Annotated in this window: 12 protein-coding genes; 8 read left to right on the top strand and 4 right to left on the bottom strand. The window is 33.9% G+C overall.

Annotated elements, in window-relative coordinates; genetic code table 11:
- Window positions 1-60 precede the first annotated feature (60 nt).
- The 3 genes from ACFSTE_RS19945 to ACFSTE_RS19935 all read right to left on the bottom strand — a co-directional run bounded on the left by ACFSTE_RS19945 (window position 61) and on the right by ACFSTE_RS19935 (window position 3,291).
- Window positions 61-1,011 carry a D-2-hydroxyacid dehydrogenase gene (locus tag ACFSTE_RS19945; RefSeq protein WP_176029910.1) on the bottom strand — a complete coding sequence of 317 codons (951 nt, stop codon included), beginning with the start codon at window positions 1,009-1,011 and terminating at the stop codon, window positions 61-63.
- Window positions 1,012-1,038: 27 nt separating this feature from the next.
- Complete coding sequence (gene serC, locus ACFSTE_RS19940; protein WP_378255336.1) at window positions 1,039-2,103, bottom strand: 3-phosphoserine/phosphohydroxythreonine transaminase; 1,065 nt, start codon at window positions 2,101-2,103, stop codon at window positions 1,039-1,041.
- 126 nt (window positions 2,104-2,229) lie between these two features.
- Entirely contained in the window at window positions 2,230-3,291 is a 1,062-nt protein-coding gene (locus ACFSTE_RS19935) for an acyl-CoA reductase (RefSeq protein ID WP_378255334.1), read from the bottom strand.
- A gap of 66 nt (window positions 3,292-3,357) precedes the next feature.
- Between ACFSTE_RS19935 and ACFSTE_RS19930 the strand changes: the two genes are divergently transcribed.
- A complete protein-coding gene (locus ACFSTE_RS19930) occupies window positions 3,358-3,708 on the top strand; it encodes a 4Fe-4S dicluster domain-containing protein (protein WP_378255332.1) in 351 nt (116 codons plus the stop codon).
- Between the two features lie 128 nt (window positions 3,709-3,836).
- Entirely contained in the window at window positions 3,837-4,448 is a 612-nt protein-coding gene (locus ACFSTE_RS19925; RefSeq protein ID WP_176029914.1) for an outer membrane beta-barrel protein, read from the top strand.
- Window positions 4,449-4,499: 51 nt separating this feature from the next.
- Here the strand turns inward: ACFSTE_RS19925 and ACFSTE_RS19920 are convergent, their stop codons facing one another.
- Window positions 4,500-7,325, bottom strand: a complete 2,826-nt coding sequence (locus ACFSTE_RS19920) for a TonB-dependent receptor (RefSeq protein ID WP_378255329.1) — start codon at window positions 7,323-7,325, stop codon at window positions 4,500-4,502.
- 343 nt (window positions 7,326-7,668) lie between these two features.
- On the opposite strand from ACFSTE_RS19920, the gene ychF reads away from it, so the two are divergent.
- The 6 genes from ychF to ACFSTE_RS19890 all read left to right on the top strand — a co-directional run bounded on the left by ychF (window position 7,669) and on the right by ACFSTE_RS19890 (window position 13,756).
- Window positions 7,669-8,763, top strand: a complete 1,095-nt coding sequence (ychF, locus tag ACFSTE_RS19915; RefSeq protein ID WP_378255328.1) for a redox-regulated ATPase YchF — start codon at window positions 7,669-7,671, stop codon at window positions 8,761-8,763.
- Between the two features lie 124 nt (window positions 8,764-8,887).
- Window positions 8,888-9,784, top strand: coding sequence for a DMT family transporter (locus tag ACFSTE_RS19910; RefSeq protein ID WP_176029917.1), 897 nt, complete (start codon window positions 8,888-8,890; stop codon window positions 9,782-9,784).
- A gap of 154 nt (window positions 9,785-9,938) precedes the next feature.
- Window positions 9,939-12,143, top strand: coding sequence for a tetratricopeptide repeat-containing hybrid sensor histidine kinase/response regulator (locus ACFSTE_RS19905; RefSeq protein WP_176029918.1), 2,205 nt, complete (start codon window positions 9,939-9,941; stop codon window positions 12,141-12,143).
- A 17-nt stretch (window positions 12,144-12,160) separates the two neighbouring features.
- A complete protein-coding gene (locus ACFSTE_RS19900; protein ID WP_378255325.1) occupies window positions 12,161-12,673 on the top strand; it encodes an RNA polymerase sigma-70 factor in 513 nt (170 codons plus the stop codon).
- 67 nt (window positions 12,674-12,740) lie between these two features.
- Window positions 12,741-13,124 (top strand): hypothetical protein, encoded by a 384-nt coding sequence (locus ACFSTE_RS19895; protein WP_176029920.1) that lies wholly within the window; start codon window positions 12,741-12,743, stop codon window positions 13,122-13,124.
- A 320-nt stretch (window positions 13,125-13,444) separates the two neighbouring features.
- A complete protein-coding gene (locus tag ACFSTE_RS19890) occupies window positions 13,445-13,756 on the top strand; it encodes a hypothetical protein (protein ID WP_176029921.1) in 312 nt (103 codons plus the stop codon).
- The last annotated feature ends 10 nt before the right edge of the window (window positions 13,757-13,766 follow it).

The raw sequence follows: 13,766 nt of genomic DNA, 5'->3' as shown, positions 1-13,766 counted from the left end.
ACATCGTTTTTTCTGATCAGAAAAAACGATGTTTTATAAAATAAATATGATATTAAAAAATTACTTTAAAATATCGATAATTTGTTCTGCAAGCTCTTTCCCGATTCGATCTTGTGCTTCTCCGGTAGCAGCACCGATATGAGGAGTAAGAGATATTTTCGAGTTCATTAATACTTTTATTGCAGGAGTTGGTTCATTTTCAAACACATCTAAGCCAGAAAAACCTAGTTTTCCTTTGTCAAGTGCATCGACAAGAGCAACCTCGTCAATAACTCCTCCCCGTGAAGCATTGATAATTCCTGCTTCATTTTTCATAAGTTCGATTTCTCCTTTACCGATTACATACTCTTTCTGAGCAGGTACGTGCAGGGTAATAAAATCTGAATTTTTAAGTACTTCTTCTTTGGAAATAGTTTTTATGTCAAAGGTTACCTTTTGTCCATCGTAAAATTCTAAAGGAATGCTAACCTCTTCAATAAAAGGATCATAAGCGATCACTTTCATCCCAACTCCTAAAGCAATTTTAGCAGTTGCTTGTCCGATTCTTCCAATTCCTATAATTCCTAGGGTTTTTCCTCGTAATTCAGTTCCGGCAGCATATGCTTTCTTTAATACTTTGAATTTACTGTCGCCTTCCAGTGGCATATTTCTGTTAGAGTCGTGTAAAAAACGAACCCCACTATACAAATGTGCAAATACCAATTCTGCAACTGATCCCGAAGAAGCTGCAGGGGTATTGATAACACTCAATCCTTTTTCTCTGGCGTAGGCTACATCAATATTATCCATTCCTACTCCTCCACGACCAATAACTCTCAGAGAAGGGCAGTTATCAATAATATCTGTTCGCACTTTGGTAGCACTGCGTACCAATAATACTGTAATTTCATTTTGATTAATATAATCTACCAACTGATCTTGTGCTACATTGGTAGTAATTACTTCAAAACCGGCATTTTCCAGCGCTTGAACTCCGCTTTTAGAAACCCCGTCGTTAGCTAATACTTTCATTATAGATTCTTAAAAAAATTAAAATGTTTATGCTTTTCTTTCTAAATCCCCCATTACGTCTACCAGTACGGCTACACTGTCTAAACTTAATGCGTTGTATATACTTGCTCGATAGCCTCCCACACTTCTGTGACCGTTTAGACCATTAATTCCTGCTTCATTCCACATAGAATCAAAGGCTTCTTTTAGGTCTCCGTCAACAAGTTTAAAAGTGGCATTCATATCAGAACGATCTTCTATAGCAGCAAATCCTTGGAATAATGGGTTGACATCTATTTCAGAATATATCAGTTTAGCCTTTTTCTCATTGAGTTCTTCTACAGCAGCAATTCCTCCCATTTTCTTTACCCATCTCAATGTAAGCATAGAAGTGTATACGGCGAATACAGGAGGTGTATTAAACATACTGCCTTTACTTATATGAATCTGATAGTCCAGCATAGAAGGGATTTCTCTTTCTATCTGCCCGAGGATATCTTCTTTTATAATCACCAATGTTGCTCCCGCCGGTCCCATATTTTTTTGTGCTCCAGCATAAATTAAACTAAACTTAGAAAAATCTAATTGTCTGGAAAAAATATCACTACTCATATCACAGACCAAAGGAACATTGGTTGTAGGGAACTCTTTTATTTGAGTTCCAAAAATAGTGTTATTACTGGTTAGGTGTAGGTAATCCAAATCTGTTGGAATGTCATAACCTTTTGGGATGTAGTTAAAATTAGCATCTTTAGAAGAAGCAACTTCTACTACTTCACCAAATAACTTTGCTTCTTTGATCGCTTTACTACTCCAAGTTCCGGTATTGATATATCCCGCTTTTTTACTGAGTAGGTTCTGAGCGGTCATTAAGAACTGTGTACTGGCTCCCCCCTGAAGAAATAGCGCTTTATATCCTTTACCTTCTAGCCCTAAAAGCTCTAATGCTAAGCTTCTGGCTTCCTCCATAACATCAACAAAATCGTTGCTACGATGCGATATCTCTAAAATGGAAAGGCCGGAATTATTAAAATCTAATATGGCTTGAGAAGCTTCTTTAAATACATCTTGTGGTAAGATACAAGGTCCAGCGCTAAAATTATGCTTTTTCATCAGTAGTTTTTATTGTTGTTAATTAATTGATTTCACATTTTCCCTTTACGGTTCTACGTTATTAAAAGAACCTCTACAAAGGTGCTAATTATTAGGTACAAAACAGCTGTGAAAATAATAAATTATTTACTGAATTTTTATCAAAAATTCAATAACATCCACCCCATCAGCATAATCATCAAGCTGGGGAGATTGAGTTTGCCCAAAAGCAATGTGTTTTTTGTCTAGATAGGCACTTACAATGCATTGGATTTTATCTTGATCTGCTGTTAGTTTTTTATCTAGCTCTTCTAAGGATTTATACTTCTCATAAAACAAGGTTGCGATAGGAGAGGAGTAACTACTATCTTCTTTGAGCATTAGGAAACCATTCTCTAATAAGGTATAATTGCTCATTAAGTACACCGCTTTATTATAATCATAGTTATTCGCATATTTTGCACCGTTTATTATATCATTATACTGGAAAGTAGCTTTGAAAAAAGTATCAAAGTCATATCCTTCGGGAACAAATAATTTGGAAACACTCCTACAACCTAGACCAAAATAGCGGAAAATATCTTCTCCTAAGGCATTTAATTGTTCAGGAGTTTCTTTTCCGGTAAGTATAGCAACAGAATTTCTGTTTTTTCTGATGATGTTGGGAACTTTATTAAAATAATGTTCGAAATATCGGGCAGTGTTATTACTACCAGTAGCAATAATAGCGTCAAAAGATTGTAGTTTTTCTTCTGTGAAACTGATTTTTTCTTTGAATCTGGGTTCCACTGCGATTAAGTAAGAAGCGAGAAAAGGTAATAGTTTGGTGTCATCAGAAGAGAGTTTGATAATAGCATCATTTCCTGAGATCAAAACAGATAAAAAATCATGAAAACCGACAAGTGGAATATTTCCAGCTAATATAAGTCCAATCTTTTTGGGTGGTTTTTCCTCGAGTTTGTATGCTGAAATCCAGTTGGTAAGTTGTTCTTTTTGAAGCGCTTTGCTCCATTGGGATAGTGAAAAAATGACATTATCAGGGGTAAACCAGCCATTATGATGGCTAGCCGCATGGATAAGTTCGGTCATTTTATCAAAAAAATTATGGTTTAATAAAACGCTTTCATCCCTTGTATAATCGGGATGGGTGAATTGATTTAAAAATTTACTCAACTTAGAAAAAGCAGCAATTCGCTCAGATAAAATCATTTCTAATTTGTTTATAACTAGTTTAGGACTTAATTTTGTAGTACAAATTTAGAAGAAAAAAAAGCTATGGCAATTATTATTACGGATGAATGCATAAATTGCGGAGCATGTGAGCCTGAGTGCCCAAATACCGCTATTTATGAAGGTGCCGACGATTGGAGATATTCCGATGGTACCGAACTGGAAGGAGATGTAGTACTTCCGGGAGGAAAAGAAGTAAACTCTGATGAATCACAAGAACCAATAAGTGACGAAGTATATTATATCGTTCCGGATAAATGTACTGAATGTAAAGGGTTTCATGAAGAACCACAATGTGCAGCTGTATGCCCAGTGGATTGTTGCGTGCCTGATGAGGATATTGAAGAAACAGAAGAATTTTTATTACAGAAACAAGCGTTCATGCACAAATTGTAATATATAACACGTGTTAATAAAGAAGACCTGTCTGTATAGACAGGTTTTTTTATGCCCTTAATTTTTTAGTATTTTCGCAGTGTTGTACATTATTTAACCGAATACAACAGATGTAATTATTTTTATTTATGAAAAGAATAGCACTTTTACTAGTACTAATTATTTCCTCAATGGCTTCTTACGGACAGTATCGATGGGAAGTAACAGGAGGTTTACTCCGATCCAAAATGGATCATCAGAATGTAGAGACTGTTTTTAGTAATGGTTTTTATTTAAATGCCGGCTATGGATATATGTTGGATAACAGAGCCAGATCCAGTATTGTATTTTCTTTTGAATTATTACAGCGAAATAGTAAAATAACCGAGAGTAATACTGGATTAGGAGTTGCCTATGGAGATCAGTTTCAAGCACTACAGGTAGGGTTCAGTCCTAAGTTTCGGTATTTTATAGGAGGAGAAGAGTTCAGAGTCTTTGCTAATGTAGGACCTTCTTTTAGAGTAAATACCGGTTTTGAAATTGGAGATCAGAAATTAGAATCGGATCAATATGAACAAATTATCATTAGTGGTGTTTATGGAGTAGGAGCAAGTTGGGGAATTGGAGAAATGGTAGATGTGATGGCAGAAGCAGGGATCACAAATGATTTCGTAGATAACCTGGTAGATGTAGAAAGTAAATTTTTTGATTATTATGCCCGTATAGGAATTAGGTTCAGGATATACGATGCAACGAGATAAAATAAAAAAACCTGCTTTGTGCAGGTTTTTTTGTTATATAATTCTCGTTTTTTAAAACTTATAATTCATCGACAGATTGAATAACGTCCCTAATTGACTAAAGTGGTATCCATCATATGTCATTTGAGAATATCGCTGGTTAAAGGTAATCAGGTTTGATTGATTTTCAACCTGTGCAGGGTCATTCAGGATCGCTTCTCCGGCAGCATTTCTTGCTTTAAATTCCCATTCAGGCAGTACATTCAGAATATTATTTATATTAAGGTTAAATGTAAGGTTATCTGTAGCATTATAATTCACTCCTAGATCTGTTACAATTTTAGGGATAAATTCGGTTTTTAGGTCATTGCTCATCCCTTGCTGTCTGAACGTCGTTTTACCGAAGTATGTGTTGTTTAAAGAGAAACCAAACTGACCTACTTTATAATTAGTCCCCAGGATCCATTTTGTTATTGGTCTGGAGGTAAAGAATAAGGCTTCCTGGGTATCATTTACAACAGATTGTCCTGCATTGGCTATTAAGGTAGGGTTTTTTACATCTCCGTCTCTTTCGTTTTCAATAGTATAGTTACCAGAAAGACTAAAACCAAGAGTTCCGGAACCTACTTCAATGTTTCTATAGCTGGCTACTACATCTATACCAGAAGTTCTAGTGTCTAATGCATTAACAAAGAAACTTACATCAGATAGGTTGTTGTCCTGTAATACCTGATCCAGTGGAGTATTTCCAGCTTCTGTTCCAGTAATTTCTGTACTTAATACAATTCGGTCTTTTACCTGAATGTTATAGTAGTCAAATGTAAAATTGATATTTCTGTTTAATTTTGCTCCAAAACCTACCGTAATATTGGTTGACTTTTCTGCGTCTAATTTTGGAATTGCCAGTAATCTAGCCTGAGGGGATACATTATTGATTAATCCACCTACCTGTATTCCCTGTCCAGGAACAAAACTAAATTGTGCTTTTTGGGTGTAAATTTGATGTAATGTAGGGGCTCTGAAACCAGTTGATGCAGAGGCTCTTATCGTTAATTTGTCATCAAGGAACTTGTATCGGGTACTCAATTTCCAGACAAATGCTTCTCCAAAATCGCTATAGTCTTCTAAACGAATGGTTCCGTTAACAAGGAAATCTTTTGTAATATCAGCAGAGATATCGAAATATCCTCCAAAGTTATAGCGATTGAATTTTCCAGAGTTTTCAGGACGGTTTCCAGCAAAAGAATCTGCACCTCCTCCGTCATATGAAGCTAAATCACCTTCAATGATCTCGAATGTTTCTGTTCTAAACTCCGCACCAAAACCAATACTAACTTGTTCTGATAATAACTTGGCAATATCGATATTTCCAACGCTATGTCTAAATTTTGTACCACCCGGATCAAATGAAATAGGACTGTTTTCTCTATACTTAAAATCTCCTTGTAATAGTTCAACTCCTTCATTAGGATCTACGGTACCATCATTATTAAGATCGTATGGTGTAAGATCTACAGTTCCATTATTATTTATATCTCCAAGATATGTATCTGGGTTTCTTACATCACTTCTGTTATGAGAGTTGTTTACGGAATAGTCTTGTGAGTTTCCTCCTGTAGTATAACTGATATCGTAGTTCCATCCGTTTTTCTTAGTTTTGAAACCTATCGTACCGTTATAATCATTTAAGTCCCCTTCAAAAGTAGGAAGATACCCGATATATTCACCATTTGGTCCATTCGGAAAAAAGTCAGCTAAGTATGGGAAGTCACTTTCGGTTCTCCAGTATGGAGTTCTGTAGTTAGCAAAACTATTTACCTTTTTATAAACATAGGCAGCATTAAAATATAATTCAGAGTCTTCATTTACATTGTATGCTCCATTTACCAGAAACTTAGAAGCTGCAGTTTCTGGAGAACCATTGATATTTCCAGCATCAGGATGTAATCTTAGAAAGGCTTCTACATCTGCTATGTCTGCTTCGAAATCGGCAGCTTCTCCTGCTGCATCAACAGTACCCGGACGATTTGCCAGGTTTACTTTGGACAGGTCTATAGTATAATTAATATATCCTTTATCATCTCCTATAGTACTTCCGTTATTAAGACTAAAAGCGATAGATTCTCCATCTCCTTCAGAAGTAATTCCTGTACGTAAGGTTGCAGAACCTTGATTCACATCATCTTTCAGGATAATATTCATTACCCCAGCAATTGCATCAGATCCATATTGAGCAGATGCTCCGTCACGTAAAATTTCTACTCGTTTGATCGCATCAGTTGGAATCGCCGAGATATCAGCTCCAGTTTCACCTCTACCAGGAGATGTTTGTGTATATAATAGCGCACTTAGATTTTTTCGTTTTCCGTTAATCAGAATTAAAGTTCTACTAGGTCCCATATTTCGGATTTCATATGGATCTAATAAGGAGGTAGCATCATTAACAGGCGTTTGTACGGTGTTAAATGATGGAATTTTGTATTGTAGTGCTTTATCGAATGTGATTTGACCAGTAGAAGAAAGTTCTTTAGCTGGTAAAACATCAATAGGAAGAGAGGATGTTGTATTACTTCTGGGTAAGGCTCTGGAACCAACCAATAATACTTCTTCTAATTCATCTCCACTAGCAAGTGTTACATCAATTACAGTTTGACTACCTACGACAACTTCTTTTGTGGTAAAACCAACATAACTGAATACCAAAGTAGCACCTGCATCGACATCAATGGAATATTTTCCATTAAAATCAGAAGAAGCTCCGTTATTTGTCCCTTTTTCTATAATATTAACTCCAGGTAAGGGAGAACCATTAGAATCCGTAATGGTACCTGTGACGGTCTGTTGGGCTAAACAAACACTGGTTATTAAGCCAAAAAGGATGATTGTGAATTTTTTCATAAAAGAATATTTAAATTAATTTGACGCTAAATATATTTAAAAACTATTGTTTATTAACATAAAAATATGAGGAATTGCTAATGAACGGTTAAGTTTATTGATTAAAAATAATTTTTAATGTTAAAACATTAGCGGTTTTTCCGTAATTTAATTATGTTTTTACATCAATAATTTGATTGGTTTTAGAATGAAAACAGGATAAAGATTATGAAACCACTAAAGATGTGTTGTATTCAGAAAATTAATATTGTTTTCTATAGAGGAATACTCTTATCTTTGCTCTCTTTAAAAAAATAGAATACGTTATATCTTATTTTTAGATTACAAATAATTTAATACAACTATGAAAGCAGGAATTGTAGGGTTACCCAATGTAGGAAAATCTACTTTGTTTAATTGTTTATCGAATGCAAAAGCCCAAAGTGCTAATTTTCCTTTTTGTACTATAGAACCTAACATAGGAGTGGTAAACGTTCCGGATCCTCGATTAGAAAAATTAGAAGATTTAGTAAATCCGGAAAAAGTAATCCCTGCTACTGTAGAAATTGTTGATATCGCAGGATTGGTAAAGGGAGCTAGTAAAGGAGAAGGGTTAGGAAATCAATTTCTGGGAAATATTCGCGAGACGGATGCTATTATTCATGTTTTGAGATGTTTTGAGAATGATAATATAGTCCATGTGGATGGGTCTGTAGATCCGATAAGAGATAAAGAAACTATTGATATTGAGTTGCAGCTTAAAGATTTAGAAACAGTTGATAAAAAACTGGATAAGGTAAAAAGAGCAGCAAAAACAGGAAATAAAGAAGCCCAAAAAGAAGAAGCTGTTTTATTAAAGCTGAAAGAAGGTTTGGAATCAGGAGTCTCTGTTAGGGCAATAGAGGTATCTGAAGATGATCATTTAGCATATGTAAAACCATTACAGTTTATTACAGATAAGCCTGTGTTATATGTATGTAATGTAGACGAAGGAGCTGCTACTAAAGGAAATGCATATGTGGATAAGGTAAAAGAAGTAGTAGCATCAGAAAATGCAGAAGTCATTATTTTGGCTGTGGCTACAGAAGCAGATATTACAGAATTGGAAGATTATGAAGAAAGACAGTTATTCTTACAAGATATGGGATTAGAGGAACCAGGAGCTTCTGTATTAATTAGGGCAGCATATAAGCTATTAAATCAACAGACGTATTTTACCGCAGGAGTAAAAGAGGTAAGAGCCTGGACAATTCCTATTGGCGCAACTGCCCCTCAGGCAGCCGGAGTTATTCACACAGATTTTGAGAAAGGTTTTATTAGAGCCGAGGTGATAAAATATGAAGACTTTGTTTCGTATGGAAGTGAAGCGAAAGTAAAAGAAGCAGGAAAATTAGGTGTAGAAGGGAAAGCATATATCGTTGGAGATGGAGATGTGATGCATTTCTTATTTAATGTCTAAAATTAAAATATAAAAAAATAGAAAGAGAGCCTTTTGATAATTCAAAAGGCTTTTTTTATTGGGAATCGTAATTCATATTTATTTCGTAGTTCCTATGTCATTTCAAAGAAGTTATTTTGGTTTTATGAAAACAAATAGTAGCACATATACAGGAATCGTATTCGCTATTTTGGGAGTTATTCTTTTCTCGGCAAAAGCAGTGCTTGTAAAAATGGCGTATGAATATCAGATTTCTTCAGAACATTTATTATTGTTTAGAATGATCTTCTCATTACCGTTCTATATTGTTATCGGTATATGGAGTCGTCTGAAACATCCAGAAAAAGTAACACAATCAGACTATGGCTGGGTTTTGTTTTTTGGAGTAATTGGATATTATTTAGCTAGTTACTTTGATTTTTTGGGATTACAATATATAAAGGCAGGTTTAGAACGAATTATTCTTTTTATCTATCCGACGCTGGTTCTTCTGATTTCTCGGTTCTTTTTTAAGAAGAAAATAAGTAATAGGCAGTTGATCGCTATAGGGATAACTTATGTGGGAGTCACAATAACATTCTGGGAGGAGGTGGGAGCCAACTCTTCACACTTAGAACTAGGAGCATTTTTAATATTTCTAAGCGCATTAACATATGCATCTTATCTGGTAGGAAGCGGATGGCTTATCCCTAAGTTTGGGGTTGTAACATTTACTTCGTATGTGATGATTGTTTCTTCGATATGTGTACTAGTACAGTATTTGTTGTTTGATAGAGAAGATTTGACAGTTTATCCAACAGAAGTGTATTTAATAGGAGGAATTATGGCAATTTTTTCTACTTTAGCCCCTTCGTATTTGGTTTCGGCGGCTATTGCCAGATTAGGAGCATCTAATTTTTCTATTATAGCGAGTTTAGGACCGGCTTCTACCATTGTATTAGCTTATTTTCTGCTAGGGGAGCAGCTTTCATCTGTACAAATGATTGGATCTGGTATTGTAATAATTGGAATATATATAGTTACGCGAAAAAAAAGACAATAAACACGAATAAAAAAAAGTTATTAATTAATGTGGAAAACAATGTTTTTTAAAAATATTTTTTAGTAACTTAAACAACTAAGGGCAATATTTAATCTAAAAAACTCACAACACTAAATGAATTAAGAGAAAAAATAGAGGAAAATACTGAAATAAAATGAAACGAAATTTGAGAAGGATATTAATGGTGACATATTTGGTGTTTTACTCATTTTTTGCTGCTGTTGCCCAAAAAAAGCCTACCCATGTAGTTAATGATAGCTTGCAAAAACTCATAGAAAGATCACATATACTTATTGAAGAATACCGTATAAAAGAATCAATTGATTATGCAATAAAAGCAACAAATTATGCATATGAAATTAATAGTGATTATTACAAAAGTAGAGCCTATTTCCTCTTAGGGACCAATTATGAGGTACTGGTAGATTTCAAAAGTTCCGAAAAAAATTATAGAAAAGCACTGAGGTATGCAGAGCTAGCTAAAGATTCTACATTGATTTTATGGAATCTTAATGGTCTTGGGAATGTATACTCTGATGGCTATAATAACCTCGAAGAGTCATTAAAATTCTATAATAGAGCCAGAGAAATAGGTCGATCAGTAGACGATAGTTATCAATATGCTACTCCATTAATCAACCTAGCCTGGACATATATAGATAGAAAAGAATTTGATAAAGCGTATGCATACCTGCTAGAAGCAGATAAGCTTTTAAAGTTAATTGGGGATGATAGTATGTTCTGTAATGTAAAATATCTTTTTGGAAGATATTACATGAGCAAAAAAAAGCTGGCTATCGCCAAAAAATGTTTTAACGAAGCCATAGAAATGGCTCGAAAAAATGATATGCTGATAGAGTTATCAGATGTTTATAAAGCACGCTCGGAGCTGTATTTTAATCAAGGAGATTATAAAAATGCCTACTATGATCTAAAGACATATGAGCATTTCAAGGATAGATTGTACAATAAAGAACAACTAAAACAAATAGAAATAGCCAAAGTTAGTTTTAGTGTAGCCGAATATGAAAGGGAGTTAGAATCTGCTAAAAAAGAAAAAAACTATCAGGCAAGTGTAGCGCGAAATAATAGAAGTATTAATGTCATTTCTGTTGTGGGGTTAATTTCATTACTGGGAGCAGTATTCTTTTTTAATAAAGTGTATCGTTCTGAAAAGAAATTAAGTGAAGTGCTCAAAGAAAAAAATCAGGAGTTAATAGAAGCTAAAAAAGAAGCAGAAAAGTTGACCCTGATGAAATCTCAGTTTATTTCTACGGTGAGCCACGAATTGAGAACTCCCTTGTATGGAGTGGTAGGAATTACATCACTCTTACTCGAAGATAATCGGGTATTAGGAAAACACCGAAAATTATTAGATTCTTTAAAATTTTCAGGAGACTACTTATTAAACCTGGTAAATAATGTGCTCCAGATTAGTAAAATAGAGTCTAAGAAAATAAAACTGACAGAAACACCAACCAATATTTTAAAGCTGTCCAGAAATTTATTAAACTCATTCGAATATCAGGCAAAAAGTAAAAACAATGAGTTAGTCTTAGAGGTATCAGAAGATATCCCTAAATCATTAATGGTAGACTCTCTTCGTCTGTCGGAGATACTGGTTAATTTAATAGGAAATGCTTCTAAGTTTACAGATGACGGAAAAATATGGTTGCGAATTAATACTCAGTCAGTAACAGATACCCATGCGGTTTTAAAGTTTGAGGTAGAGGATAATGGGGTAGGAATACCTGAAGATAAGAAAGAATATGTGTTTGAAAAGTTTTCTCAAATACATAGCAAGACCAATACATCAGAGGGAACCGGTTTAGGACTTTCCATTGTAAAAAACTTGCTCAAAACAATGAATAGTGATATTCATCTGGAAAGTTGTGAAGGAAAAGGAACGAAATTTTTCTTCGATATAGAATTGAAAATAGTAGCAGAAAAAGAAGAACCAGATAACATAGAGGTATCCAGAGAAGTGGAAAGGAAAAAAATCCTAGTAGCAGAAGACAATAAAATAAACCAGATTGTTACTCAAAACCTGTTAAAAATTATAGGATATGAATGTGTTATTGTAGAGAATGGATTTAATGCAAAACGTATGGTCGAAGAATACGATTTTGACCTTGTTTTGATGGATCTGAATATGCCATATATGGATGGAGTAGAAGCTACCAAGCAGATTCGGGAGTTTAATACCAGCATTCCTATCATAGCGTTAACAGCCTCGGAATTAGGTGAGGTTCAGGAAGAATGCTTTGAAATCGGAATGAATGATATCATAAATAAACCGTTAAATAAAGATGATTTGAAAAATATAATTCTAAAAAATTTATCTTTACAGCGTGAATAGACCCAAAAAAATTCCAATTGTCAATCAAAGATTTATTTCAGGAGTATTATAGTCCCTTATGTAATTATGCGACTAAAATTGTCAATAACAATGATATTGCAGAAGATATTGTGCAAGGGTTGTTTATACAATTATGGGAAAATGATAAGGTTACTACTATAGATAAACCAGAGCGCTTTCTCCTGAGAAGTACAAAATTTAAATGTATTGATTATTTACGGAAACAAACTACTCAAAAAGAAGTAGCAGTTGATTCTTTTTCTGATTTTGGAACTGTAGAAACTGCAGATATGGATGAACAGGATATTGAACCGCTACTATTGTTTTTTGCTTCTAAACTCCCACTCAAAACCAGAGAAGTGTTTCTTTTAAGTAGAAAATCCGGTCTGACATACAGAGAAATAGCAGAAGAACAAGGAGTATCGATAAAAACAGTCGAAAACCAAATGGGAAAAGCTTTAAAAGAAATGAGAAGCCTTCTCAAAACTCATGATTTCTTCGCATTATTAGTCCTACTTAAAATTTTTTAATCCCAGAATAGGGGAGGGACTGTTTTCTTACGACATAAAGTAAAAGAACTATTAAAGATGTTGCTTTATGTATAGTATAAATTATGTTTTGTCTAAATCAATCTTAGGAAAAAATAATCATCAGGAGCAAATGATGATTATGCAATTCAAAGAGAGAATCAAAAACGAATTTCTAATCTATGATTTAGAGACCTATGTGACGACTCGGTTGGACAATGAATATTTAGGTACCTTACTTCAATATTTTGCTTGTAAGCTTTCTCCAAATATAAGAGAGTTCTTTTTTGAAAAAAATAAAGAAAATATATCGTACCTGGAAATGTTTACACAATTTTCCGTAAAAGATGATTCTATACAAAGTCAGATTGAGAAAACTTTCAGACATATGTATAAAATCCTAAGCAGACATGATTTTCTTATTTTGATTTATTTATTAGGAATTATAGCTTAAAAATAAGATAAATATTAAAAAAAGAAATCCACCTATAGGGGTGTTTTCTTTTTTTATTCGACATAGAAATAAACAAATTAATATGATGTACCCAAAAAAAAACACTTTCTCAGAAAGAACTTTTTATGAGAAAAACGAGAAACCAGTTTTGTTAATGAATTTATTAGGAATTAAAAATCGCGAGGAAGTTTTGATATATGATTTGTACGAACCTTTGAGGAATTTAGATCTAGGATAATTTTTTTACTCAATGGTGTTTTCGAGCACAAATTAAATATCGGCTATCTTTTAATAGGGTAATACCCATAAAAAGGATCGATATGAAACTATATGTGTTACTTATGATTGCTTTTATAGCAGTATCAGACTCAAATGAGTTACGATTTGATATCATAAAAAGATGTGATAATATTAATGAAATATCAGTTGTCTTTCCGTTTTTTAGTAATTTAGATGGAGGCTTGCTAAAAATAGAAAAGAATTCTCGGGAAGGAAGAGAGAAGCGCCTTTGTAAAAAGAATACTAAATGCTCTTTTCAAAACGAGAATGAAGAATTTACTGCAATGTTTGATAAAATGACGAGAGAGTTATATGATATCATGGTTTTTGACCAACCAACGAGATACAATTAAAAAAAAGAAG

It is taken from the genome of Aquimarina hainanensis (assembly GCF_042684685.1).
Classification (GTDB): domain Bacteria; phylum Bacteroidota; class Bacteroidia; order Flavobacteriales; family Flavobacteriaceae; genus Aquimarina; species Aquimarina hainanensis.
Note: the sequence above shows the minus strand (reverse complement) of the source record. Positions and strands in the feature narration are given on the sequence as shown.